The 24,096-nt window shown below is 70.9% G+C and carries 25 protein-coding genes and 1 pseudogene; 20 read left to right on the top strand and 6 right to left on the bottom strand.

Features of this window, described 5'->3' with window-relative positions; translation table 11 throughout:
• Positions 1 to 45: 45 nt before the first annotated feature.
• From AMYTH_RS0109730 to AMYTH_RS50850, 3 genes and pseudogenes are all read left to right on the top strand, one after another.
• On the top strand, positions 46 to 963 hold the full coding sequence (locus tag AMYTH_RS0109730) for a TIGR03621 family F420-dependent LLM class oxidoreductase (RefSeq protein WP_027930154.1): 918 nt from the start codon (positions 46 to 48) through the stop codon (positions 961 to 963).
• Positions 963 to 1,739, top strand: a pseudogene (locus AMYTH_RS51185) (alpha/beta hydrolase); the annotation flags it as partial. The gene AMYTH_RS0109730 and the pseudogene AMYTH_RS51185, both read left to right, overlap by 1 nt.
• 34 nt (positions 1,740 to 1,773) lie before the next feature.
• Positions 1,774 to 1,908, top strand: coding sequence for a hypothetical protein (locus AMYTH_RS50850; protein ID WP_267283889.1), 135 nt, complete (start codon positions 1,774 to 1,776; stop codon positions 1,906 to 1,908).
• Here the strand turns inward: AMYTH_RS50850 and AMYTH_RS0109720 are convergent.
• Positions 1,875 to 3,014, bottom strand: a complete 1,140-nt coding sequence (locus tag AMYTH_RS0109720) for a thiolase C-terminal domain-containing protein (protein WP_027930153.1) — start codon at positions 3,012 to 3,014, stop codon at positions 1,875 to 1,877. The two genes, AMYTH_RS50850 and AMYTH_RS0109720, sit on opposite strands and share 34 nt — an antisense overlap.
• Positions 3,011 to 5,152, bottom strand: coding sequence for an acetate--CoA ligase family protein (locus AMYTH_RS0109715; protein WP_084022551.1), 2,142 nt, complete (start codon positions 5,150 to 5,152; stop codon positions 3,011 to 3,013). Before AMYTH_RS0109715 ends, AMYTH_RS0109720 begins: the two co-directional genes overlap by 4 nt.
• 147 nt (positions 5,153 to 5,299) lie before the next feature.
• On the opposite strand from AMYTH_RS0109715, the gene AMYTH_RS0109710 reads away from it, so the two are divergent.
• Genes AMYTH_RS0109710 through fgd form a run of 16 tightly spaced genes read left to right on the top strand, consistent with a single transcriptional unit; the run spans position 5,300 to position 18,756 of the window.
• A complete protein-coding gene (locus tag AMYTH_RS0109710; protein WP_027930151.1) occupies positions 5,300 to 6,172 on the top strand; it encodes a branched-chain amino acid ABC transporter permease in 873 nt (290 codons plus the stop codon).
• Positions 6,169 to 7,152, top strand: a complete 984-nt coding sequence (locus AMYTH_RS0109705; protein WP_027930150.1) for a branched-chain amino acid ABC transporter permease — start codon at positions 6,169 to 6,171, stop codon at positions 7,150 to 7,152. The genes AMYTH_RS0109710 and AMYTH_RS0109705 overlap by 4 nt, the downstream gene beginning before the upstream one ends.
• A complete protein-coding gene (locus AMYTH_RS49890) occupies positions 7,149 to 7,919 on the top strand; it encodes an ABC transporter ATP-binding protein (protein ID WP_027930149.1) in 771 nt (256 codons plus the stop codon). The genes AMYTH_RS0109705 and AMYTH_RS49890 overlap by 4 nt, the downstream gene beginning before the upstream one ends.
• Positions 7,909 to 8,652 (top strand): ABC transporter ATP-binding protein, encoded by a 744-nt coding sequence (locus tag AMYTH_RS44465; protein ID WP_209440756.1) that lies wholly within the window; start codon positions 7,909 to 7,911, stop codon positions 8,650 to 8,652. The genes AMYTH_RS49890 and AMYTH_RS44465 overlap by 11 nt, the downstream gene beginning before the upstream one ends.
• Positions 8,652 to 9,827 (top strand): ABC transporter substrate-binding protein, encoded by a 1,176-nt coding sequence (locus tag AMYTH_RS0109690; RefSeq protein WP_027930148.1) that lies wholly within the window; start codon positions 8,652 to 8,654, stop codon positions 9,825 to 9,827. Before AMYTH_RS44465 ends, AMYTH_RS0109690 begins: the two co-directional genes overlap by 1 nt.
• Positions 9,817 to 10,257, top strand: a complete 441-nt coding sequence (locus tag AMYTH_RS0109685; protein WP_027930147.1) for a Zn-ribbon domain-containing OB-fold protein — start codon at positions 9,817 to 9,819, stop codon at positions 10,255 to 10,257. Before AMYTH_RS0109690 ends, AMYTH_RS0109685 begins: the two co-directional genes overlap by 11 nt.
• Positions 10,242 to 11,090 (top strand): TIGR03619 family F420-dependent LLM class oxidoreductase, encoded by an 849-nt coding sequence (locus tag AMYTH_RS0109680; RefSeq protein WP_027930146.1) that lies wholly within the window; start codon positions 10,242 to 10,244, stop codon positions 11,088 to 11,090. The genes AMYTH_RS0109685 and AMYTH_RS0109680 overlap by 16 nt, the downstream gene beginning before the upstream one ends.
• Positions 11,083 to 11,826 (top strand): SDR family NAD(P)-dependent oxidoreductase, encoded by a 744-nt coding sequence (locus AMYTH_RS0109675; protein ID WP_027930145.1) that lies wholly within the window; start codon positions 11,083 to 11,085, stop codon positions 11,824 to 11,826. Before AMYTH_RS0109680 ends, AMYTH_RS0109675 begins: the two co-directional genes overlap by 8 nt.
• Entirely contained in the window at positions 11,823 to 12,743 is a 921-nt protein-coding gene (locus AMYTH_RS0109670) for a cyclase family protein (protein WP_027930144.1), read from the top strand. Before AMYTH_RS0109675 ends, AMYTH_RS0109670 begins: the two co-directional genes overlap by 4 nt.
• The gene (locus AMYTH_RS0109665) at positions 12,743 to 13,498 is read left to right on the top strand and encodes an SDR family oxidoreductase (protein ID WP_037322457.1); all 756 of its coding nucleotides are present in this window, start codon (positions 12,743 to 12,745) and stop codon (positions 13,496 to 13,498) included. Before AMYTH_RS0109670 ends, AMYTH_RS0109665 begins: the two co-directional genes overlap by 1 nt.
• Positions 13,495 to 14,403 (top strand): SDR family oxidoreductase, encoded by a 909-nt coding sequence (locus tag AMYTH_RS0109660; RefSeq protein ID WP_027930142.1) that lies wholly within the window; start codon positions 13,495 to 13,497, stop codon positions 14,401 to 14,403. The genes AMYTH_RS0109665 and AMYTH_RS0109660 overlap by 4 nt, the downstream gene beginning before the upstream one ends.
• Entirely contained in the window at positions 14,403 to 15,143 is a 741-nt protein-coding gene (locus tag AMYTH_RS0109655; protein ID WP_027930141.1) for an enoyl-CoA hydratase family protein, read from the top strand. The genes AMYTH_RS0109660 and AMYTH_RS0109655 overlap by 1 nt, the downstream gene beginning before the upstream one ends.
• Positions 15,133 to 15,987 (top strand): CoA transferase subunit A, encoded by an 855-nt coding sequence (locus AMYTH_RS0109650; protein WP_027930140.1) that lies wholly within the window; start codon positions 15,133 to 15,135, stop codon positions 15,985 to 15,987. The genes AMYTH_RS0109655 and AMYTH_RS0109650 overlap by 11 nt, the downstream gene beginning before the upstream one ends.
• The gene (locus tag AMYTH_RS0109645) at positions 15,984 to 16,706 is read left to right on the top strand and encodes a CoA-transferase subunit beta (RefSeq protein WP_027930139.1); all 723 of its coding nucleotides are present in this window, start codon (positions 15,984 to 15,986) and stop codon (positions 16,704 to 16,706) included. Before AMYTH_RS0109650 ends, AMYTH_RS0109645 begins: the two co-directional genes overlap by 4 nt.
• Before the next feature lie 2 nt (positions 16,707 to 16,708).
• Positions 16,709 to 17,761, top strand: a complete 1,053-nt coding sequence (locus AMYTH_RS0109640) for an NAD(P)H-dependent flavin oxidoreductase (RefSeq protein ID WP_027930138.1) — start codon at positions 16,709 to 16,711, stop codon at positions 17,759 to 17,761.
• A complete protein-coding gene (gene fgd / locus AMYTH_RS0109635) occupies positions 17,758 to 18,756 on the top strand; it encodes a glucose-6-phosphate dehydrogenase (coenzyme-F420) (protein ID WP_027930137.1) in 999 nt (332 codons plus the stop codon). Before AMYTH_RS0109640 ends, fgd begins: the two co-directional genes overlap by 4 nt.
• Before the next feature lie 9 nt (positions 18,757 to 18,765).
• Here the strand turns inward: fgd and AMYTH_RS44460 are convergent, their stop codons facing one another.
• Positions 18,766 to 20,268, bottom strand: a complete 1,503-nt coding sequence (locus tag AMYTH_RS44460; protein WP_157360568.1) for a DHA2 family efflux MFS transporter permease subunit — start codon at positions 20,266 to 20,268, stop codon at positions 18,766 to 18,768.
• 137 nt (positions 20,269 to 20,405) lie between these two features.
• Between AMYTH_RS44460 and AMYTH_RS44455 the strand changes: the two genes are divergently transcribed.
• On the top strand, positions 20,406 to 20,999 hold the full coding sequence (locus AMYTH_RS44455; protein ID WP_051362613.1) for a TetR/AcrR family transcriptional regulator: 594 nt from the start codon (positions 20,406 to 20,408) through the stop codon (positions 20,997 to 20,999).
• Here the strand turns inward: AMYTH_RS44455 and AMYTH_RS0109620 are convergent, their stop codons facing one another.
• The 3 genes from AMYTH_RS0109620 to AMYTH_RS0109610 are packed head-to-tail and all read right to left on the bottom strand — an operon-like array spanning position 21,000 to position 24,073.
• Positions 21,000 to 22,151, bottom strand: a complete 1,152-nt coding sequence (locus tag AMYTH_RS0109620; RefSeq protein WP_027930136.1) for an acetyl-CoA C-acetyltransferase — start codon at positions 22,149 to 22,151, stop codon at positions 21,000 to 21,002.
• A gap of 9 nt (positions 22,152 to 22,160) precedes the next feature.
• On the bottom strand, positions 22,161 to 22,931 hold the full coding sequence (locus tag AMYTH_RS0109615) for an SDR family oxidoreductase (protein WP_027930135.1): 771 nt from the start codon (positions 22,929 to 22,931) through the stop codon (positions 22,161 to 22,163).
• Positions 22,928 to 24,073 (bottom strand): acyl-CoA dehydrogenase family protein, encoded by a 1,146-nt coding sequence (locus AMYTH_RS0109610; RefSeq protein WP_027930134.1) that lies wholly within the window; start codon positions 24,071 to 24,073, stop codon positions 22,928 to 22,930. The genes AMYTH_RS0109615 and AMYTH_RS0109610 overlap by 4 nt, the downstream gene beginning before the upstream one ends.
• Positions 24,074 to 24,096: the final 23 nt, after the last annotated feature.

Here is a 24,096-nt window from a genome sequence, read left to right as displayed (position 1 = left end):
GCAATTGGTTGGTTCAATGTCGATCCTCCGAGGTAGGTGCTGTACATGGCGAGGCATCCGTTCCGGTTCGGTGTCGTGGTCCGCAAGGCCGGGTCCGGGCGGGCGTGGGCAGAGCGGGCCCGCCTCGTGGAGGATCTCGGGTTCTCCACCCTGCTTGTGCCCGACCACTTCCTCGGCCCGCGCTTCGCGCCCATCGCGGCGATGACCGCGGCCGCGACGGCGACCACCACCCTTCGGGTGGGCACCCTGGTGTTCGCCAACGACTACCGGCACCCCGTCGTCCTGGGCAAGGAGCTGGCGACGCTCGACGTGCTCTCCGACGGACGCTTGGACGTGGGCCTGGGCACCGGCTGGATGCGTGCCGACTACGACGGCGCCGGGCTTCCCTTCGACCCGCCGAAGGAGCGGTTCGAGCGCTTCACCGAAGCGCTGGAGGTGCTGCGTGGCGTATGGAGCGAGGGAGCGTTCTCCTTCGCGGGCAAGCACTACCGGATCACCGACCTGGTGCAGGAGCCCAAGCCCGTGCAGAAGCCGTTCCCGAAGCTGATGCTGCCCGGCGGCGGCCCGAAGATGCTGCGCCTGGCCGGGCGGTACGCCGACTACGTCAACCTCACGCTGCGGGTCAAGGCGGACGGCACGGCCCCCGACGAGACCGACGGCGGGCTGGAGGCGTTCCTGCAGAAGGTCGAGCACATCCGCCAGGGCGCGGGAGACCGGTTCGACCAGATCGAGATCGGCACGAGCGTGCAGCAGGTCGGCGAGCCCAGCGACAAGGAGAACTGGAGCGCGGTGAACCTGTCCCGTCAGGACAGCACGCCACAGGTGCTGCTCGGCGACACCGCGCAGATGGCTGACAAGCTCCGGTACTGGCGGGACGAGCACGGCCTGTCGTACTTCGTGCTGCACAACGACAAGGACCTCGACGCCTTCGCCCCGGTGGTGAAGGAGCTGGCGGGCACCTGATGGAGCCGGAGATCGAAGCGGCGCTCGCGGCGCTGCCGCCGTTCGACTTCGCCGATCCCGCCGTGCAACGGGCAGCCTTCCGGCAGGCCGCGGAGACGATGCCGGCGGTCCGGCCGGATCCGCAGGTGAGCCTGCGGGACCACGAGGTCCCGCGGGAGGACGGCTCCACGCTGCTGATCCGCTCCTACCGGCCGGTGGACACGACGGATGTGCTGCCGGTGGTGATGTGGTTCCACGGTGGCGGATTCGTGCTCGGCAGTGTCGATGTCGACGATCCCTACTGCGCCGAGCTGGCTGTGCGCGTCAACGCCGTGATGCTGTCGGTCGAATACCGGCTGGCGCCCGAGCACCGGTTCCCGGCAGGGGTCGAGGACTGCTACCGCGCGACCTGCTGGGCCGCAGACCATGCCGCTGAGATCGGCGGGGACGGCGCCCGGCTCGCCGTGGCCGGGGGAAGCGCAGGCGGCAACCTCGCCGCGGCGGTGGCGCTCATGGCACGCGACCGTGGCGGGCCGCTGATCGCGTTCCAGGCGTTGCTGTGCCCCGCGGTCGCCGATCGTGCCCCGGCCACCTCCGCCCGGAGCTACGACCGCGCCACGTCGGTCATCGTGCCCGAGGACAACGATCAGATCCTGCGGCACTACGTCGGCGACGGGCCGGTCTCACCGTACGCAATGCCCTCACTGGCGGAGGACCTCCGCGGTGTGCCGCCCGCCTACGTCCTGACGGCGGGCCTGGACTGCCTCCGTGAGTCCGGCGTGGCCTACGCGATGGCCCTGGATCGCCGGCGTCAGCGTGGAGTTGCACCTCGTGCCCGACGTACCGCACGGTTTCGACGCGATCGCACCACAGGCGCCGACCTCCCGGCGGATCGTCGCCGAGTACGCCGCCGCCCTCGCGAAGGCGCTCGCTCAGCCGGCCACCAGGACCGCGGCGCTGCCGTAGCTCCCTCCGAACCCGGTGCACAGGGCCACCCCCGGCCGGCGCTCCTGGTTCGTGCCTTCGCCGCGCAGCTGACGCACCGCCTCGAGGACGTTGTTCAGACCGTGCACATACCCCTCGGACAGCAGCCCGCCGTGCGGGTTCACCGGCAGCGCGCCCGAAGGCAGCGTCTCGCCCGCGCGGACGAACGCGCCCGACTCCCCGCGGGGCGCGAGGCCGAAGTCCTCCAGCTGCTGCAGCACGATGGGGGAGTAGGCGTCGTAGAGCAACGCCAGCTCCACATCGGACGGACGCATTCCGGCGGTCCGGTACAGCGGCTCCGCCAGGTACGACGAGAACAACGCGCTCAGGTCCGCGGCGGAGTCCATCGTGCTCGCGCCGGGTCCGCCGCCGCGGACGACGGCGTGGATCCGCGGGCTGCCCGGACGGACCACGTCGGCGGTCTTCGCCGCGCTGACCACCAGCGCGGCCCCGCCGTCGGTCTCCAGGCAGCAGTCCGCCCGGCGCAGCGGCGTCGCGATCGGCGGGCTCGCGAAGTAGCCGGCCTCGTCGAGCGGCTCACCGAGCACCGCACGGGAGTTGTGCGCCGCCAGGCTCCGGGACTGCGTCACCACGGCCGCGAGATCCTTCGCGGTCGCGCCGCTGTCGTTCATCCACCGCTGCGCCGCGAGCGCGAACAGATGCACCGGGCCGAGCATCCCGTACGGCACCGTGAACTGCTGGTCCACGCTCAGGCGCGCCTGACCCATCCGGACGCCGGACCGCCCGTTGAGCGCGCGGAACACCAGGACGTGCTCGGCGATGCCCCCCTCGATCAGCATGGCGGCGTCGCCGAGGATCGATGCCGACTGCGTGCCACCGCCGTGGATCTCGTTGGTCCAGACGGCGTCGGGAACGCCGAGCGCGGCGGCGACCTGGTTGACCCCGGCAGAGTCGGCCAGGTGGTAGCACAGCACCGCGCCGACGTCGGCCGCGGTGAGCCCGGCGTCGGCGAGCGCGGCCCGGCACGCGGTGACCGCGAGGTGCAGTTCGCTGCGCCCCGACCGCCGCGACAGGTCCGTAATCCCGATGCCGGTCACCGCGGCGCGGCCGGCGAAGGACTGCGTCACGAGACCCGCCGGGCGTCGAACCGCTGTGCCGCTGCAATCGCGGTCGCGGCCTCGTCGAAGGACCGGAACAGGGGCACACCGCGCTCCGCGGCGAACCGGGCGAGCAGCGCGGCGTCCTCCGGTGCGGCGACCTCGGAGTTGCGGGTCACGACCGCGGTCCGCGCCGGGTAGCCACGCTCCAGGAGGTCCCGCATGGCGTCGATCAGCGGCCGCAGCCCCGCCTTGCCGTAGTTGTAGTAGGCGGCCACGTTGACGTGGACGAGAACGTCCCGGTAGGGCTGGCCGTCCTCACCGAACACGGGTTCCAGGGCGTCGCCCAGCAAGCCCGCCGGCGACACCGGGCCGACCGGCACCTCGAGCGGGTTGGCGACGCTGGTCCCGGCCCCGTGACCCAGTTCCCGCAGGCGGGCCCGCAGCCCGGGCCGCAGCGGGGTCAGTTCGAGGCCGGCGCGGTCGCACGCGTCGGTGGCCAGCACGGAGGCGCCCCCACCGAGACCGATCACCAGGACCCCCGAGGACCCCGGTGCCGGTGGCTCGGGGTGCCCCTGCAGGTAGGCGAGGCTGCCGAGCAGGTCCTCCAGAGTGGACACCAGTGACACCCCGGTCGCGTCCGCGACCGCCCGCCACACCTTCTCCTCCCCAGCCAGCGAGCCGGTGTGGGAGCTGACGGCCCGCGCACCCTGGGCGCTGGAACCACCGCGCAACAGCACGACCGGCTTGCGCCCGTCCGCGCGGCGCAGGGCACGCAGCAGGCCCGCGCCGTCGCGGGTGCCTTCGAGGTAGACACCAAGAACGTCGGTCTCGGGATCGTCGACCAGCCAGCTCAGCAGGTCTCCGTGTGTCACGTCGATCGCGTTGCCGATGCTGGCCACCTTCGCGAACCGCAGGCCGCGCCGGTCGCCGACGGTCACGATGTCCCCGGACAGGCCGCCGCTCTGGGAGACCACCGACACCCGGCCGGGTCGCGTCGGCGCGTTGGGCGTGAACGTCTGCCGTCCGGCAGGGCTGAACACGCCCAGGCAGTTCGGGCCGAGCAGGCGGGTCTTCGTCCCGGCCACGGCGGCGGCGAGGTCGGTCTCCAGGGCCGCGCCCGCAGCGTTCATCTCGCCGAACCCGCCGCTGATCACCTGGACGAACGGCACCTTCCCGGCCGCCTGAGCCACGACCTCGACGGCGCGGGCGGCGGGGAGGGCGACCAGGAGGTAGTCGGCGCCGCCGGGCACGTCGGCGATGGTGGCCACGGCGGGCACGCCGTCCACTTCCGCCGCGGCCGGGTGCAGCGCGTAGAGCCCGTCGGTCCAGCCGGCTTGCCGGTAGGCCGCGAGGAAGCGGTTGCCGAATCCGGACTTGCCGGTCGAGGCGCCGGCGACGGCGATCCGGCGCGGCGCGAACAGGGCGGTGAAGTCGGTGTCGTGCGCCTGTTCCACCGGTGCCGCGCCCGGGTCGAGGATGAGCCGGGCATCCAGCGCGGTCGCGCCCTCGGGGGTGACGACCACCGGGTTGCATTCGAACTCGGCCAGGTCCGGCCCGATCCGCTCGACCAGCCCGCCCGCGCCGGCGATCGCCACCAGCAGGTCGACCAGCGCGGCGCGGTCGACCGGCGGCTTGCCCCGGGCGCCCGTCAGCAACGGGGCGCCGGGGAAGGTCGCGACGAGATCCTCCGCGTCGGCTCGGGTGAGCGGGCAGGGCCGCAGCGCGGTGAGGTCGAGCAGTTCGGTCGCGATACCGCCCAGCCCGAGCAGCACGACGGGACCGAAGGTCTGGTCGCGGACGACGCCGATGATCAGCTCGGTGCCGCCAGGGTGTTGCTCCTCGGCCAGGTAGCCGCGGGGCTCGATCCCCTGCCGGGCCAGGTGGACAGCCATGTCGTCGAGGGCGCCGGGGAGCCCCGCCGTGCTGATCCCGAGCCGGACCGCGCCCACGTCGCTCTTGTGCAGCAGCCCTGGCCCCCAGGCCTTGAGCACGAGCGGGCCGTCGAGGCCGCGCGCGTCCGCGGGGCCGGTGAGCACGCGACCGCGCGGAACCGCGACGCCGTGCTCGGTCAGCAGCTGCTTGACGACGTGTTCCGGGACGGCGATCCGCGCGTCGCCGGGGGTGAGGGGAAAACCTTCTCCGGCGATCCGTCGGTCGATCGGCATGAACCACTCCGTTCTTCACCAAGCGCTTGCTCGATAAGTTACGACGGGGCCCGTGCGGCGGCAAGACCCCGCGTTCCTTGACGACGTGTTCGGCCCGGTGTTAGCTTCCAGTCAACCAAGCACTTGCTTGTTTTCATGGAGGCGTTCGTGAGCACATTCGTCGCGCTGTCGGTCAGCGCGCTCGCCTACGGTGCCGCGCTCGCGCTCGCCGCACTCGGTTTCCTCGTGCTGTACAAGGCCACCGGTGTGGTGAACTTCGCCCACGGCGACCTGATCACCCTCGGCGGCTACCTCGCGCTGTGGTTCATCACCGCGCTGCACCTCGCGCCGGTCGCCGGGTACCTCGTCGCGCTCGCGGTCATGTTCGGCGCCGGTGTGCTGCTGGAGCGGGTCGCGTTCGCACCCCTGCGCCGTCGCCCGCACCTGACGGTCCTCATCGCGACGCTCGCCGCGGCGCTCGTGCTGCGCGCGGCGATCTCTCTGTGGCAGGGCAGCACACCACGCAAGCTGCCCTCGCCAGTGGGGGATGAGGTGGTGACGATCCTCGGCGCTCCCATCGCCGTGCAACGGCTCGTCATCATCGGGGTCGCGGCCGTGTGCCTGACCGGGATCGTCCTGTTGTTCACCCGGACCGGGTTCGGCAGGCAGCTCCGAGCCGTGTCGAGCGACCGGATGGCGGCGGAGTTGCACGGGATCAACACCACGCGAGTGAGCGTCGTGGCATGGGGGTTGTCCGCCGCGCTCGCGGCCTTGGCCGGAATCCTCATCGCGCCGTTGTCCGCGCTGGACGTGAACTTCGGGTTCACCATGATGCTGGCCGCGTTCGCCGCGGCGGTCCTCGGCGGGTTCGGCTCGCTCTGGGGGGCGACGCTGGGCGCGGTGCTCGTCGGCGTCCTCCAGCACCTTGTCGGCGGCTACGTGCTACAGGACTTCGCGGTTGTGCTGCCGTTCCTCGCGATGCTGCTCCTGCTCGCCCTGCGGCCACAGGGGCTGTTCGGCAAGGCGGTGAGCCGGCTGTGACCGCGACCCGCACTCCGCCTGCCCGTGCGCTGTACCGCAGGGGCCAGTACTGGATCCTCCTCGGCGCGCTCGCCCTGGTCTTCGGGCTGTCCCGGTTGACCACGTCGGGCAGCGCGGTCAACCTGCTCGACCTGTGGCTGGCCTACTCGATCGCCGCGCTCGGGTTCTACTGGATCTTCGCTCTCGGCGGGCGGTTCGCGTTCTGCCAGACGTTCATGATGGCGCTCGGCGGGTACACCGCGGCCTGGCTCGGCCGGCAGGGCGTGCCGTTCGGTGTCGGCGTTCTGGGCGCCACCGTGGCGGCGGCACTGGCGGCGGCCCTGATCGGCCTGCTGCTGTGGCGTGCCGAGCACCTGTACTTCGCGCTCGGCACGCTCGCGGTCACCGAGATCGGACTGGTCGTCTTCGGCCGGACCAACGCCTTCACCGGGACGAACGGCAACGTCACGGGCGTGGACTACCCGGAGGTCTTCGGAATCCAGCTGCGCTCCGACGGCGAGGTCTTCTGGCTCCTGGCCGCGGTGCTCGCGATTCTGCTGTTGCTCGCGGTGTTCCTCGACCGGTCCCCGGTCAGCCGCGATCTCGCCGCGGGGCGCGAGCTGCCGATGGTCGCGCGCGGCGCGGGGGTCGCGGTCGGCCGGCTGCGGCTGGGGATGTTCGTGCTCGGTTCCGCCGCGGGCGGGCTCTCCGGCGCGCTGATCACCCACTGGCAGGGGTTCATCGGGGTGGACTCGTTCGGCCTGGACCTGGGCATCGGGCTGTTCCTGATGGTCCTGCTCGGCGGCGTGACCTCCCACTGGGGCGTGCTGATCGGCGCCGGGTTCTACGTGGCCATCCCGGAACTGCTTTCCGGCGCTCGCCAGTACATGCCGATCCTCTACGGCGCGATCCTGCTGGTGGTGATCCTCGCGGCCCCCGGCGGGCTCGCGGAACTCGGCCGGCGGGCCGCCGGGCTCGTGGGCAAGGAGCCACGCTCATGACGGGTGACGTGATGGCGGCCGAGGCCGTGTCGGTCGCGTTCGGCGGCGTCCGTGCCGTGGACGGCGTGTCGTTCACCGTCCGGACCGGGGAGATCCTCGGCGTGATCGGTCCCAACGGCAGCGGCAAGACGACACTGCTCAACGCCTTGACCGGGGTCGTCCGGGCGACGGGGAGCCTCCACCTCGGCGGTGGACGGGTCCGGCTGGGGCGGCCGGAGGCACCGCGGCGGGCCGGGCTCGCCCGGGTCTACCAGGCGCCCCAGATCGTCCCCGGGCTGACGTGCCTGGACAACGTCGTGATCGGAGCGGCCGACCGGCGCGCGCGGGGTCTGGTCGCCGCGGTGCTCGGACGGCCGCTGATGTGGCGGCACGAGCGAGGCCGGGTCACCTACGCCCACCGCCAGCTGGAGCGGGTCGGGCTCGCCGCGCGCGCCTTGGCTCCCGCCCAGCTGCTGACCTACGGGGAACAGCGGCTGCTGGAACTCGCGCGGGCGTTGTCCGCCGATCCGCGGGTGCTTCTGCTCGACGAGCCGAGCGCCGGCCTCAATGACGCCGAAACCCGCCACCTGGCCGCGCTGCTCGCCGACGTGCGTGCGGCGGGCACCTCGCTGGTCATCGTCGACCACAAGATCGACTTCATCGACGCGCTGTGCGATCGCATCCTCGTGCTGGAGCTGGGCCGCCGCGTCGCGCTCGGCCCGCCCGCCGACGTGTGGTCGGACCAGCGCGTCATGGACGCCTACCTGGGGGTGCAGAGTGCTGCTTGAGCTGCGAGACCTCCACGTGCATTACGGCTCCACGCACGCGGTGCGCGGCGCCGGCATCACGGTGTCGGCCGGTGAAGTGGTCTGCCTGCTCGGCCCGAACGGCGCGGGCAAGACTTCGGTGCTGCGCGCGGTGTCCGGTCTGGTGCCGTCCGAGGGCGCGATCACCTTCGACGGTCAGGACGTGCGCGGCTGGAGCCCGGCGCGCCTGGCCCGGGCCGGTCTCATCCACGTGCCCGAAGGCAGGCACGTCTTCCCCACGCTGTCCGTGCACGAAAACCTGCAGATGGGCGATGTCGCACGGGCCGGGCGCGCTGCTCGCTACGGCTACGACGACGTGTACGACCTGCTGCCCGCGTTGCGGCGGTTGCGCCGCCGCAACGGCTACGCCCTCTCCGGGGGTGAGCAGCAGATGGTCGCGCTGGGCCGGGCGCTGATCGCCGCTCCGCGCCTGTTGCTGCTCGACGAGCCTTCGCTGGGCCTGTCGCCCGCCGTCACCGCCACGGTGTACGAGGCGTTGCGCGCGGTCGCCGCGGAGACCCCGATCCTGCTGGTCGAGCAGAAGACCAGCGATGCGCTCGACCTCGCCGACCGCGGCGTGGTGCTCGTCGCGGGCGAAATCGTGCTGCGCGGAGCCGCGGACGAGCTCGTCGACCGACAGGCGATGGTCGCCAGCTACCTCGGGCAGCGCGACGCCCAGCCCGGCACATCCCCCAGCCTGCAAAGGAGCAGCTGATGAGACCACTCCGGATCGCGGCCGCGGCACTCGTGGCCGCGTCCGCCCTGACCGCGTGCGGCGGCCAGGCCGGTACGCAAGCAGCCGAGGGCGCCCACATCGTCGGGCTGATCGAGGTCAAGGGCGACTCGTCGAACGCGCTGGACGACTACAACAACGGCGCGCAGATGGCGGTGGACGAGATCAACGCCGCCGGCGGGGTGCTGGGCAAGCCCCTGGAGTACACCCGGATCCCGGCGTCGGTCACCGACCCGCAGGCGGCGCGCACCGCGTTCCTCCGGGCCGCCGACCTGAAGCCCAGCGCCATCATCGGGTTCCCGGGCGGCGGGTCGCTCGAAGCGCTGACCCGTGACGTCGACGCGGCCGCGACCCCGATGATCCACATCAGCAGCGATGGCAAGCTCGCGCGCGGCGCGGAATCCGGCAGCGAATGGCTGTTCTCGGTCAACCCGGACGACACTGCCCGTGCCACCAACGGTGTCGCGCTGGCGCAGCGGCTCGGGGCGAAACGGATCGGGATCCTCGCCACCGACGAGACCTTCGGCCGGGTGTCGGCCGACAACTCGATCAAGGCGATCCAGGCCACGGGCTTGGAACTGGGCACCGTCCGGTACGTGCCGCCGACGGCCACCGACCTCACCGCGGCCCTGCTGGACCTGCGTAATTCCGACGCGATCCTGTCATGGACCTTCCCCAACGTGCTCGCGCTGCAGATGAACCAGATGGCGCAGAACGGCCTGACCACCCCGGTGATCACCGGCAACTCGGGGCCGCTGGTGGTGGCCAACAAGCTCGCCTCCGGCCCCGCCGTGGCCAACCTCTACGCGGTCACCCCGTGCGCGCCGGCCATCGGCGCCGCACCCAAGGGGTGGACGTTCGCCGAGGCGTACCAGGCGAAACACGGCACCACGCCGACCGCATCGGCCACCCAGGTCTACGACGCGGTCCGCATCCTGGCCGCCGCGATGCAGCGCGCGGGCACCGTCAGCGACCACGCCCGCATCGCCCAGGCCCTGCGAGAGCAGGAGTGGCACGAAGGCGCCTGCGCCGCCGTCTACCGCAGCGACGGAGCCCAGTTCCTGGGGCACCAGATGGTCGCGGAGTCCTTCCGGGACACCGGTTCGATCGTCGAGACCTACGACGTCCCGCCGGCGGACGAGCGCAATGGCCGCTGACGTCCGGACCGCGCCCGTGCCGACGCCGCTCACCGAGCCCTACTGGGACGCGGCCCGGCGGGGTGAGCTGGTCCTGCAGCAGTGCGCGGACTGCGCTCGCTTCACGCACCCGCCCGCGGAGTGGTGCCGCTTCTGCGGCAGCGAACGGCGCGGCTTCGCGCCGGTGTCCGGTGTGGGCGTGGTGGAGACGTTCAGCGTCGTGCACCGCACCTTCGCACCCGGTTTCGCCGGTCGCGTGCCGTACGTGATCGCCTGGGTCGGTCTCGACGAGCAGCCGGGGCTGCGGATGTTCGGGAACGTGCTCGGCGTCCCGGCCGACGACGTCCACATGGGACAACGGGTCGAGCTGGTGTTCGAGGAGATCGACGGGTTCGGGACGGTGCCGAACTTCCAGCCCGCGGGGAAGGAGCGGTCGTGCGGATCGGAGTGACCCTGGGGCTGCTGCATCCGGGGATCTGGCGGGACTTCGCCGTCGAGGCGGACCGGCTGGGGTTCGAGTCGCTGTGGGTGCCCGAGCACCTGGTGTTCACCTCGAACGTCGGCGAGTCCCGGTACCCGGGTTCCGCGGACGGGACGCCGCCGGTCTCGCCGGACGCGCACCTGTTCGACGCTCCCGCGTTCCTGTGCTCGATCGCCGGGGCCACCGAGCGGATCCGGCTGGGCACCTACGTGTACCTGTTCGGGCTGCGGCACCCGATCATCGGCGCCCGGGCCTTCGGCACGCTGGACGTGCTGTCCGGTGGCCGCGCGATCGTGGGTGTCGGGGCGGGCTGGCTGGCGGGGGAGTACGAGGCGCTCGGACTGGACTTCGCCACGCGGGGGCGCCGGCTCGACGAGGCGATCGCCGTGGCCCGGCGGCTGTGGACCGAGCCGGTCGTGGACCACAGCGGCGAGTTCTACTCCTTCGAGGGCGTCCATTTCGAACCGAAACCGGCGAACCCGCCGATCGTGGCGGGTGGCGAGTCGAAGGCGGCGCTGCGCCGGGCGGTGCGGCTGTGTGACGGCTGGGTGTCGATGCCGCACACCTTGGAGTCGGCCAAGCCGCAGTTGGACCTGCTGGACCGGCTCGTGGCCGAGCACGGCCGGGACCGCTCGTCATTCGAGGTCACGGTGAGCGCGTTCGAGACCCGTGGACCGGAAGAGCTCGCGGAGTGGGAGGCGCTCGGGGTGGACCGGCTGATCGTGCGGCCGTACGAGCGCACGACCGGATCGATCGAGCGCCTGCGGGCCTTCGCCGAGGAGTACGGGGTGAGCCGTGGCTGACAGGACTCTGACGGGCAAGCGGGCCTTGGTGACCGGCGGAGCGAGCGGAATCGGCGAAGCGATCGTTGCGGAGCTCGCCGGTTTGGGCGCGTCGGTGGTGATCGCCGACCGTGATTTCGCCGGGGCGAAGCGCGTGGCCGGCGATTGCCGGGGCGAGGCTGTCGAGGTCGATCTCGGTGACGACGACAGCGTGGAGGCGGCCTTGACCGCCGTCCTGGACGGGGGCGGCGTGGACATCCTGATCAACAACGCCGGGGTGTCCGTGGTGGAGCATTTCCTGGACAGCGACCCGGCGGGCTGGGACCGGATGTGGCGGATCAACCTGCGCGCCCCGATGCGGCTCACGCAGGCGTTCCTGCCTGGCATGATGGAAGGCGAGTGGGGGCGGCTGATCTACATCTCGACGGACGGGGCCCGGGCGGGCGCCGGCGGTGAGAGCATCTACGCCGCGTGCAAGGCCGGGTTGTTCGGGCTGGCGAAGACAGTGGCGCGGGAAGCCGCCAAGTACGGCGTGACGAGCAACGTGGTATGCCCCGGGCTGGTGGACACGCCGATGCTCCGCAAGCACGCCGAGCGGAACCCGAATCTGATGTCGGCGTTGGTGAAGTCGATCCCGCTCCGGCGGCCGGGCACCGCGGACGAGGTGGCGGCCTACGTCGGGTTCCTGGCCGGTCCGCGCGCCGGGTACGTCACCGGGCAGACGTTGAGCGTCTCGGGTGGGGTGACGATGGCATGAGTTCATCGGGGAACTGGAATCGTTGGGGCGCGGAGGACGAGCGCGGCGCGGCGAACCTGCTCACGCCGGAGGTGATCCTGGCCGCGATGCCGGCTGTGCGTGAGGGGCGGGTGGTGTCGCTGGCGATGCCGATCCGCGGGGCAACCTCCAACGGCGGAGGCCGGCGGGTGCCGCACCTGGCCGGGCGGCCGCTGCCGCAGCACTTCATGGCCGTCGACGGCGGTGACTACGCCGCCGGGGCGCGCAAGGTCAAGGACACGATGGCGATCGCCGACGACGCGCTGCTCGTGTCGCCGCACGGCACCACAACCCACATCGACGCCCTGGCGCACACGTGGCGCGACGACCGGCTCTACAACGGCCATCCCGCCGAGCGGGTCCGCAGCTACGGCGCGACGCGGTGCGGGATCGACAAGCTCGGCGTGATCGTCACGCGGGGCCTGCTGCTGGACGTGGCCGGCCACCTCGGTGTCGGGCACGTGGATCCGGGGACGGAGATCGACGCCGAGGTCCTGGCCGGGTGTGCGTCGGCGGCGGGCGTGGAGCCGCGCGCCGGTGATGTCGTGCTGATCCGGACAGGATGGCCACGGGTGTTCGCCACCGACCCAGGCCGCTACCAGGGCGCGCAACCCGGAATCACCTACTCGGCCGGCCGGTGGCTGGTGGACCGCGATGTCGTGGCCATCGGCGCCGACAACGCTGCGGTCGGCGCGATCGCCTCCGACGGCGGTTTCGCGGGCCCTGTGGACGAGGACATCCATCTGCTGACGCTCTGGGAGCGAGGGGTGCACTTGATCGAGATGTTGGCTCTCGAGGAACTGGCCGCCACCGGGCGAGCCGAGTTCCTGTTCGTGGCCGCGCCGTTGCCGATCGAGGGCGGCACGGCCAGTCCCTTGAATCCTGTGGCGGTGATCTAGTGGATCTGGGATTGGCCGGTTCCGTGGTGCTGGTGACCGGGGGTGTCCGTGGCGTGGGCCGGGGCATCAGCCGGGTGTTCTCCTCGTATGGCGCGCACGTGGTGACCTGCGCCCGGCGCGAGCCGGAGGAGCCACCCGGTGACTTCATCTCCTGCGATGTCTGCGATCCGGAGCAGGTCGAGTCGATGATCGGGCGCATCGTGGCGGACCACGGTCGGCTGGATGTGGTGGTGAACAACGCGGGTGGCAGTCCGTTCGCCTCCGCTGCGGAGGCGTCGCCGCGGTTCCACGACAAGATCGTGCAGTTGAACTTGCTGGCGCCGTTGCTGGTCGCGCAGCAGGCGAACGCGGTGATGCAGCGTCAGGACGGCGGCGGGTCGATCGTGATGATTTCCAGCGTGTCCGCGACCCGCCCGTCGCCGGGGACGGCCGCGTATGGGGCGGCGAAGGCGGGGCTGGACAACTTGACCGCGAGTTTGGCGGTGGAGTGGGCGCCGAAGGTTCGGGTGAACGCGCTGGATGTGGGTTTGGTGCGCACCGAGCAGGCGCATCTGCATTACGGCAGCGACGTGGCAGCGGTGGGGAAGACGGTGCCGTTGGGGCGGCTGGCCGAGCCCGAGGAGATCGGCCAGTGTGCCGCGTTCCTGGCCTCGGGTCTGGCTTCGTACGTCTCGGGGGCGACGTTGAAGGTGCACGGCGGTGGTGAGGTGCCCGCGTTCCAGGCGGCCGCGGATGTCAACAGGGAGGGCCAGTGAGCAGGTTGTGCCAGGACCGTGTCGTCATCGTGACGGGCGCCGGTCGCGGGATCGGGCGGGCGCATGCGCTGGCGTTCGCGGCGGAGGGTGCGCGGGTGGTGGTCAACGACGTGGGCGTGGCCCTCGATGGTTCCGCGACGGGGGATGGTCCGGCCGCCCAGGTGGTGGCCGAGATCGAGGCCCTCGGTGGCGAGGCCGTGGCGAACACCGATGACGTGGCCGACTGGACCGGGGCGCGGAACCTGATCGGCGCCGCGCTGGAGCAGTTCGGCGGCCTGGACGTGCTGGTCAACAACGCCGGGTTCGTGCGGGACCGGATGCTCGTCAACCTCGGTGAGGAAGAGTGGGACGCGGTGATCCGCGTGCACCTCAAGGGCCATTTCGCGCCGCTGCGGCACGCGGCCGAGTACTGGCGCGGTGAGGCGAAAGCCGGGCGGACGCCGAGCGCGCGGGTGATCAACACCAGTTCCGGCGCGGGGTTGCTGGGCAGTGTGGGGCAGTCGAACTATTCGGCGGCGAAGGCGGGGATCGCGGGGTTGACGGTGGTCGCCGCGGCGGAACTCCAGCGGTACGGCGTGACGGTGAACGCGATCGCCCCGTCGGCCCGGACCCGCATGACCGAAGAGGTCTTCGCGGCGACGATGGCCCGTCCCGACGAGGGGTTCGATGCGATGGCGCCGGAGAACGTTTCGCCGCTGGTGGTGTGGCTGGGCAGCGTCGAATCGGCCGGTGTGACGGGCCGGGTGTTCGAGGTGGAGGGCGGGAAGGTGTCGCTGGCGCAGGCGTGGCGGCACGGCCCATTTGTGGACAAGGGCTCCCGGTGGGAGCCGTCCGAGCTGGGTCCGGTGGTGGAGAAGTTGATCGCCGAGGCGCCCGCGCCCGAACCCGTGTATGGAGCGTCCTGATGCCGGTTCTGACCAAACGCGACAGTCACATCGAGATCGTCACGGTGGATTTCCCGCCGGTGAATGCGTTGCCGGTGCAGGGCTGGTTCGACCTTGCTGCCGCTGTGCGTGCCGCGGGGGAGGATCCGGATGTGCACGTGGTGGTGTTGCGGGCGGAGGGCCGCGGTTTCAACGCCGGGGTGGACATCAAGGAGATCCAGCGCACCGCGGGCTACGAGGCACTCGTGGGTGCGAACAAGGGTTGTTACGCGGCTTTTGGTGCGGTGTACGACTGTGCGGTGCCGGTGGTGGCGGCGGTGCACGGGTTCTGCCTGGGCGGCGGGATCGGCCTGGTCGGCAACGCGGACGTGATCGTCGCGTCGGAGGACGCCACGTTTGGGGTGCCCGAGGTCGAGCGGGGTGCGCTGGGCGCGGCCACGCACCTGGCGCGGTTGGTGCCGCAGCATTTGATGCGCACGTTGTACTTCACCGCGCGCACGATCACGGCGGGCGAGCTGCATCAGCATGGCTCGGTGTATCAGGTGGTGCCGCGGGCGGAGCTGGACGAGGCGGCGCTGGCGGTGGCACGGGACATCGCCGCGAAGGATCCGCGGGTGATCCGGGCCGCGAAGGAGGCGCTCAACGGGATCGACACCCAGCACGTGCACCGCAGTTACCGGTTCGAGCAGGGGTTCACTTTCGAGCTGAACCTGCTGGGTGCCTCGGATGAGGCTCGGGAGGAGTTCCTCAATGGCCGATAAGCGCATGAGCGCCGACGAGGTCGCGGCCGAGGTCCGGGACGGTATGACGATCGGCATCGGGGGCTGGGGTTCCCGGCGCAAGCCGATGGCGCTGGTGCGCGCCCTGCTGCGCACGCCGGTTCGCGATCTCACCGTCGTGTCGTATGGGGGCCCCGACGTGGGCTTGTTGTGTGCGGCGGGGAAGGTCAAGCGGGTGGTGTTCGGGTTCGTCACGCTGGACTCGATCCCGTTCGACCCGTGGTTCGGCCGCGCCCGCGAAACGGGCTCGATCGAGGTGACCGAGTACGACGAGGGCATGTTCGCGGCGGCGCTCTCGGCGGCGGCGCAGCGGTTGCCGTTCTTGCCGCTGCGGGCGGGGCTGGGCTCCGAGGTGATGCGGGTGAATCCCGGCCTGCGTACCGTGCGCTCACCCTATGCCGACGGAGAAGAATTGGTGGCCGTGCCCGCACAGGAACTCGACGTGGCGCTGGTGCATCTGAACCGCGCCGACGCCCGGGGTAATGCCCAGTATCTCGGCCCGGATCCCTACTTCGACGACCTGTTCTGTCTGGCCGCGAAGAAACGGTTCGTCTCGGTGGAGAAGGTCGTGGACACGGCGGAGCTGACCGGGCCGGTGCAGTCGTTGTTGCTCAACCGCTCGGCGGTGGACGGGGTGGTGGAGGCGCCGCGGGGTGCGCACTTCACCACCGCCGTCCCGGACTACGGCCGGGACGAACGGTTCCAGAAGCACTACGTGGCGTGCGCGAAGGACCCGGAGGCCTGGCCGGGGTTCGTGGACCGGTTCCTGTCCGGCGACGAGGCACGGTATTTGTCCGAGGTGGATCGATTCGAGGCGGCGGCATGAGCGCGACCAGGGCCGAGATCGCGGTGGTGGCGGTGGCCGAACTGTTCCGCGGCGACGGAGAGATCGTGGCCAGCCCGATGGGTTACATCCCGTCACTGGGCGCGAAACTCGCCCGCCTGACCTTCGAACCCGACCTGCTGCTCTCCGACGGCGAGGCCTACCTGATCAACGCCGACGGGGTGGTGGAAGGCTGGCAGCCGTTCCGCAAGATGCTGGACACGATCGTCCCGCACGGGCGGCGGCACGTGGTGATGGGCGCCAACCAGATCGATCGGTTCGGCAACCAGAACATCTCCGCCATCGGCGACCACGCCCGCCCGGCCAAGCAGCTGCTCGGGGTGCGGGGCGCGCCGGGCAATACCGCGAACCACCGCACGAGCTACTGGGTGCCCCGCCACAGCCGGCGCGTCTTCGTGGAGTCGGTGGACATCGTGTCCGGTGTGGGCTACGACAACGCCGCCAAGGCCGGCTTGAAGTACCACGACGTGCACCGGGTGGTGACCAACCTCGGCGTGTTCGACTTCGCCACCCCCGATCACTCCATGCGCGCCGTCTCACTGCACCCCGGCGTCACCCCCGAGGAGGTCACGGCCGCCACCTCCTTCGACATCGATCTCTCCAGCGCGGTCACCAGCCGCGAGCCCACTGACGAGGAGCTGCGGCTGATCCGCGAGGTGCTGGACCCGAAGGGCCTGCGGGACAAGGAAGTCCCGTCATGACCCTGGATACCGCGCTCACGCGGCTGGTCGGCGTCCGGCACCCGGTCGTGCAGACCGGGATGGGCTGGGTGGCGGGGCCGCGGCTGGTGTCGGCCACCGCGGAAGCCGGCGGGCTCGGCATCCTCGCCTCGGCCACCATGACCTACCCCGAACTCGAAGCCGCCATCACGGAGGTCAAGCAGCGCACCGACCAGCCCTTCGGCGTCAACCTCCGCGCGGACGCGGGAGACGCCGGGGCCCGGGTCGACCTACTGATCAGGGAGGGGGTCAAGGTCGCCTCCTTCGCGCTGGCGCCGCGCAAGGAGATGATCGCCAAGCTCCGCGACCACGGCATCGTGGTGATCCCGTCCATCGGAGCCGCGCGGCACGCCGAAAAGGTCGCCGCGTGGGGCGCGGATGCGGTGATCGTGCAGGGCGGCGAGGGTGGCGGGCACACCGGGGGAGTGGCCACGACGCTGCTGCTGCCGTCGGTGCTGGACGCGGTCGACATCCCCGTCGTCGCGGCGGGCGGGTTCTTCGACGGGCGCGGACTCGCCGCCGCGCTCGCCTACGGCGCGGCCGGGGTGGCGATGGGGACGCGGTTCCTGCTGAGCAAGGAAAGCACCGTGCCAGAGGAGGTCAAGCGGCTCTACCTCGCGCAGAACCTCACCGGCACGGTCGTGACACGGCGCGTCGACGGGCTGCCGCACCGCGTGTTGCGCACCGAGCTGGTCGAGAAACTGGAAGACACCGGCCGGGTCCGCGGCACCATCCACGCCGTCCGCAACGCCCTACGCTTCCGCAAGCTCACCGGCCTCTCCCTGCCCGCCATGATCCGCGAAGGCCTGGCCATGAAACACGGCAACCAGATGACCTGGAGCCAGATCATCATGGCCGCCAACACCCCGATGCTCCTGCGCGCCGGCCTGGTCGAAGGCCGCACCGACGCGGGTGTCCTCGCCTCCGGCCAAGTCGTCGGCATGATCGACGACCTCCCGACGGTGGCCGACATCATCGACACCACCGTCACGCTGGCCGAGGAAATCGTGAAGCGGCTCAGCGGTGGTACCGCATGAAGGTCGGCTACAAGGCCTCGGCGGAGCAGTTCGGTCCGCGGGATCTGGTCGAGTACGCCGTGCGGGCCGAGGAGCTGGGCCTGGACTCGGTGATGGTGTCCGACCACTTCCTGCCGTGGCGGCACGAGGGCGGGCACGCGCCGTTCGCGTTGTCGTGGATGTCGGCGGTGGCGGAGCGGACGAGCCGGGTGCAGATCGGGACGAGCGTGCTGACTCCGACGTTCCGGTACAACCCGGCGGTGATCGCGCAGGCGTTCGCGACGATGTCGCTGCTGTCGGGCGGGCGGGTGATTCTCGGTGTGGGCACGGGTGAGGCGCTCAACGAGATCGCGGTGTCCGGCCGGGAGTGGCCGGAGTTCAAGGAGCGGTTCGCGCGGCTGCGTGAGGCGATCAAGCTGATGCGTGAGCTGTGGACGACCGACAACGTGTCGTTCGAGGGCGAGTACTACACCCTGGTCAACGCCAAGATCTACGACCGGCCGGAGCAGCCGGTGCCGGTGTACGTGGCCGCCGGTGGCCCGGTGGTGGCCAAGTACGCGGGCCGGGCCGGGGACGGCTTCATCTGCACCTCGGGTAAGGGCATGGAGCTCTACAACGACAAGCTGATGCCGGCGGTCGCGGAGGGCGCGGCGGCGGCGGAGCGGGACGTCGCGGGCATCGACAAGATGATCGAGATCAAGATGTCCTACGACCGGGACCACACCAAGGCCCTGGAGAACACCCGGTTCTGGGCGCCGTTGTCGCTGACGCCGGAGCAGAAGCACAGCGTGTCCTCGGCCGAGGAGATGGAGCGGCTGGCCGACGAGCTGCCCATCGAGCAGGTCGCCAAGCGCTGGATCGTGGCCTCCGACCCGGACGAGGCCGTGGCGCAGATCAAGCCGTACCTGGACGCGGGCCTGAACCACCTCGTGTTCCACGGCCCCGGCCACGACCAGGAACGCTTCCTGTCCCAGTTCGCCGAGGACGTCCTGCCGCGGCTGCACGCCCTCGGCTGAACGACGGCCTCAGTGCATGACGACGACCTCGTCGCGAGACACGGTGACTCCGGGACGCACGAAGAGCGCGGCGACGAGTCCCGCGAGCGCGGCACCCATCGCGACGAGGAGAGCCGAGCTCATGCCGGCCAGGAAGGCCTCGTGGCTGGCGTCGGTGATTCGCGACGTCAGGGCACCGTTCGCGCCAGGAGGCACCGGCGCGATGCCCTGGGCGACCTTGTCGGCGTCGGCGGCGACGGCCTCGGCCACGCCACCGTGCACCCCGGTCGCCGCCAGCTCACGCGGAAGCCGGGACTGGACCGACGAGGACACAACAGTGGACAAAACCGCGGTCCCGAGGACACCGCCGAGCTGCGACGCTGTCTGCTGGAGACCGCCCGCCACGCTGCTGAGACGTTGGTCGACATTTCCGACCAGCGCCTCGGTGCTGGCCACGGAGACCAGCCCCACCCCGGCGCCCATCCCGACCAGCCACGGCCACAGGCCAGCGTAACCGGTTCCGGTTTCCAGCTGGGACAGGCCCAACGCCGACAGCGCAATCGCGGCCGTACCGGCGAGCAGGGCCGGTCGTGGGCCGAAACGGGCGTTGAGGCGGCCGACGAGAGCGGACGCCACGCCGAGCGCGACCGTCAACGGCAAAACCTGTACGCCCGCTCCCACCGCGTCGGCACCCCGGACGCGCTGGAGGTAGAGGGTGACGAAGAACAGCGTTCCGTAGAGCGTGAAGAAGGCGAGCACCACCAGCAGTGCTGCGGCGGGAACCGTGCGGTTCCGGAAGATCCGCAGATCGAGAACCGGCTCCTTGGCGCGGCCTTCTCGCAGGGAGAACACGACCGTCAGCGTCGCGGCCAGGGCGAAGAAGAGCAGCACGGTGCCCGCCGAGCCGGCTTTCTCGATCTCGAGCACCGCCCACACCAGCGACATCATGGCGGCGGCGAGGAGGACGGCTCCGAGCACGTCCAGACGCCCGTCGGCCTGCCTCTTCGGCGTTCGCGGAAGGTGATGCAGGCCCAGTCCGATAGCGATGACGCCGATCGGGGCGTTGATGAAGAACACGGCTTCCCAGCCGTAGCTCTCGACGAGCAGGCCGGCGATCACCGGGCCTGCCGCGGCAGCACCAGCGGTGGAGGTGCTCCACACGGCCAGTGCCCTGCTCAGCGCGGCTCCGGCGAACGCGCCACGCAGCAAGCCGACGCCGGCGGGCATGATCAACGCTCCAGCCAGGCCCTGCGCGACCCGCCAGACGATCACCAGTTCGACGGATGGTGCGAGGCCGACGAGGACGGACGCCGCCGTGAAGGCCACCACTCCGGTAAGCCAGAAACCTTTGCGGGAGAAGCGGTCCGCGGCTTTGCCGAAGATCACGAGGGTGGTCGCGATGGCGAGCAGATAACCGTTGGTAACCCATTGCAGGTCGGTCAGGCTCGCGTCGAGCTCGGCGGACAGCGCCGGGTTCGCCACCGAGATGACGGTGCCGTCCAGCGCCACCATGGCGGCGCCGAGGCTGACCACGGCCAGCGTGAACGTCGGTTTTCCGATCGGCACGACGAGAAGACTCCTTCGAATGTGTCAGTGAGTGCCATATAGGCGTTCGCTGTCAACGTAGCAGACATGGCATAGTTGACGGCAAGCGTCACGAAGGAGGTGCGATGACGGGGTTGAGAGAGCGGCAGCGACGTCGGACTCAGCACGACATCAGCACGGCAGCGCTCGAGCTGTTCGAGCGGCATGGTGTCGAGGGCACGACAGTCGACGACATCGCCGCGGCGGCGGAGGTCTCGCCCCGCACGTTCTTCCGCCACTTCGCGACGAAGGAGGACGCGGCGCTGCTGATTCACCGCGATTTCGCGGAGGCGCTGGAATCGCGTCTTGGCGACGGGGACTCTCGTGCGCCGCACGAGGTGCTGGCACAGGTTTACGCCGAGGTGCTGGAGTCCTACGGAGACGGCAGCAGTCCCGAAGCCCAGACGATGATGCGCGTGCGCAGGTTGATGGCGGCGAACCCGGTCCTTAACGCGGCGGGATTGCGGCTGGACGCCGAACAGTCGCGACGGCTCGTCGAACACATCGCGCGAGCTACCGGCACCGATCCGGATCTGGACCTGGAGCCTCGCTTGGCCGTGGAAACGCTGGCCGCGGCTGTCCGGGTGACGCTGGAGGTGTGGACGGCCCGCATCGAGGCGGGCCGTCCCTCCAATGCCCGTGCCTTGTTCGCCCAGGCCCTCAAGCGCCTGGGGGTGTGATTACAACCGTTCGATGATGGTGACGTTGGCGGTGCCGCCGCCTTCGCACATGGTTTGCAGGCCGTAGCGGCCGTTGCGGCGTTCCAGCTCGTGCAGGAGGGTGGCCAGCAGTTTGGTGCCGGTGGCGCCGATGGGGTGGCCGAGGGCGATGCCGCCGCCGTTGACGTTGACTCGGTCGGGGTCGGCGCCGGTTTCGGCGAGCCAGGCCAGGACCACGCTGGCGAAGGCTTCGTTCACCTCGAACAGGTCGATGTCGTCCACGGTGAGGCCCGCCTTGCGAAGCGCGTGGGCGGTGGCGGGGATCGGCCCGGTGAGCATCCACACCGGGTCGGCCGCGCGCACCGAGATGTGGTGGATGCGGGCGCGCGGCCTGAGGCCGTGTTCCCGCACGAACGACTCCGAAGCGATCAGCGCGGCGCTGGCGCCGTCGGAGATCTGGCTCGCCACCGCAGCGGTGAGCCGGGAACCTTCGGAGAGCGGTTTGAGTCCTTGCATGCGTTCCAGGCTGGTGTCCCGGCGTGGGCCCTCGTCTACCGAGAAGTCATCGACCGGCGCGATCTCTGCGGCGAATCGGCCGGTGTCGATGGCGGCGAGGGCGCGCTGGTGGCTGCGTAGCGCATACGACTCCATCGCCTCGCGGGTGATGTCCCAGTGTTCGGCGATCATGTCGGCGGAGCGGAACTGTGACACCTCGACACTGCCGTAGCGTTCCTGCCAGCCTTTGGAGCCGGAGAACGGGTCGTCGAAGCCGTATTCGCGGCCGGCGAGCATGGCGGCGCTGATGGGGATGCGGCTCATGTTCTGCACCCCGCCGGCGAGTACGAGGTCTTGGGTGCCGGAGAGCACGGCTTGGGCGGCGAAGTGCACGGCCTGCTGGCTGGATCCGCACTGCCGGTCGACGGTCACGCCGGGCACGTGGTCCGGGAACCCCGCCGCGAGCCACGCGGTGCGGGCGATGTTGCCGGATTGCGGTCCGAGGGTGTCGGTGCAGCCGAGGATCACGTCGTCGACCAGCTCGGGCTCCACCCCAGCGCGGGAAACCACGGCTCGGATGATGTGCGCGGCGAGGTCGGCGGGGTGCCACCCGGACAGGGCGCCGCCGCGCCGGCCGACGGGGGTGCGGACGGCGTCGAGGAGAAAGGCTTCAGGCACTTGGGCTCCCTAGGGGTGCTGGCTGGACACGGACACGACCTCACCGGTCATGTAGCTGGCGTAGTCGCTGGCGAGTAAGACCATCACGTTGGCGACTTCCCAGGGTTCGGCGGCGCGGCCGAACGCCTCCCGCTGCTCCAGTTCCTGCAGCAGTTCGTCACTGGTGACCTTCGCCAGGAACGGGTGCATCGCCAAACTCGGCGCCACCGCGTTGATCCGCACCCCGTGCTCGGCGGCATCCAGCGCGGAACAGCGGGTCAACGCCATCACCCCGGCCTTCGCGGCGGCGTAGTGGGCCTGCCCGGCCTGCGCCCGCCAGCCGATGACGGACGCGTTGTTGACGATCGCCCCGCCACCGCCCTGGGCGACGAACTGCCGCAGCACCGCCCGGGTGCAGCGGAAGGTGCCGGTCAACGTGATGTCGAGAACCCGGGACCACTCGTCGTCGGTCATCTCCAGCACGGACCGGGTGCCGCCGAGACCGGCGTTGTTGATCATCACGTCGATCCGGCCGAACTGCCCCACCGCCCCCGCCACCAACCCCTGGACCTGGGATTCGTCCGTGACGTCGCAGGTGATCGCGTGGACCTTGCCCAGCTCGGCCAGTTCGGTGGCCTTCTCGGTGAGGCGGCGTTCGTGCCAGTCGCTGATCACCACGCTGGCGCCTTCTTCGAGGCAGCGTTTCGCCACCGCGGAGCCGATGCCGGTGCCCGCGGCGGCGGTCACCACCACGACTCTCCCGGCGAGCAGGTCGTGTCCGGGCGGGTAGTGGGGGATCACCGGGCCTCCTTGGGCAGGCCGAGCACCCGCTCGGCGATGATGTTGCGTTCGATCTCGTCGGAGCCGCCGTAGATGGTGTCGGCGCGGGTGAACAGGAACAGCCGCTGCCACTCGTCCAGCTCGCCGTCGGCGACCAGCGACCGCGCGCCCCGCACCCGCACCGCCAATTCGCCGAGGCGGCGGTGCCACTGCGCCCACATCAGCTTGCCGACCGCGACCTCCGGCCCCGCCGCCTGACCCAGCGTCCGCAACGCGTGCGCCCGCAACACCCGCAGGCCCATCCGGGCGCGCTCCAGATCGGCGCGCAACAGCGGATCCTCCCACGTGCCCAGCCGCTTGGCCTCGGCCTCGATGCCGTCCAGCTCGCGGCGGAACCCGATCTGCTGGCCCAGCGTGGACACGCCGCGTTCGAAGCCGAGGGTGGCCATCGCGATCCGCCACCCCTCACCCGGCTCACCGACCACCATCGCGGCGGGGGTGCGGGCGTCGTCGAAGAACACCTCGTTGAACTCGCTGGTGCCGGTCAGCTGCTGGATCGGCCGCACGGTCACGCCGTCCTGCTTCAACGGCACCAGCAGGTAGGACAGGCCGCGGTGCCGCTGCGAACTCTTTTCGGTGCGGGTGACCACGAAACACCAGTCCGCCACGTGGGCCAGCGACGTCCAGATCTTCTGGCCGTTGACCACCCACTGGCCGTCCCGCAGCTCCGCCGACGTGGACACCGCGGCCAGGTCGGACCCGGCCCCGGGCTCGGAGTAGCCCTGGCACCACAGCTCCTCGACCGCCACGATCTTGGGCAGGAACCGGCTCTGCTGCTCCGGCGTGCCGAACGCGATCAACGTCGGCCCCAGCAACTGCTCCCCGATGTGGTTGACCCGCGCCGGCGCGCCCGACGCCGCGTACTCCTCGTGGAAGGCGACCTGCTCGTCCAGCGACAACCCGCGCCCGCCGAACTCCACTGGCCAGCCCACGCACGTCCACCCCGCCGCGGCCAGGTGCCGCTCCCACGCCAGCCGCAGGTCGAACGCCTCGTGCTCGCGTCCCGGCCCGCCCAGCCCACGCAAGGCGGCGAACTCGCCGGTCAGGTTGTCCGCCAGCCAGTCCGCGACCTCACGACGGAACCGCGTCACCTCGTCGTTCACCCAAACCTCCGTGCTGTTGTCTT

It is taken from the genome of Amycolatopsis thermoflava N1165 (genome assembly GCF_000473265.1).
Lineage (GTDB): Bacteria > Actinomycetota > Actinomycetes > Mycobacteriales > Pseudonocardiaceae > Amycolatopsis_E > Amycolatopsis_E thermoflava.
Note: the sequence above shows the minus strand (reverse complement) of the source record. Positions and strands in the feature narration are given on the sequence as shown.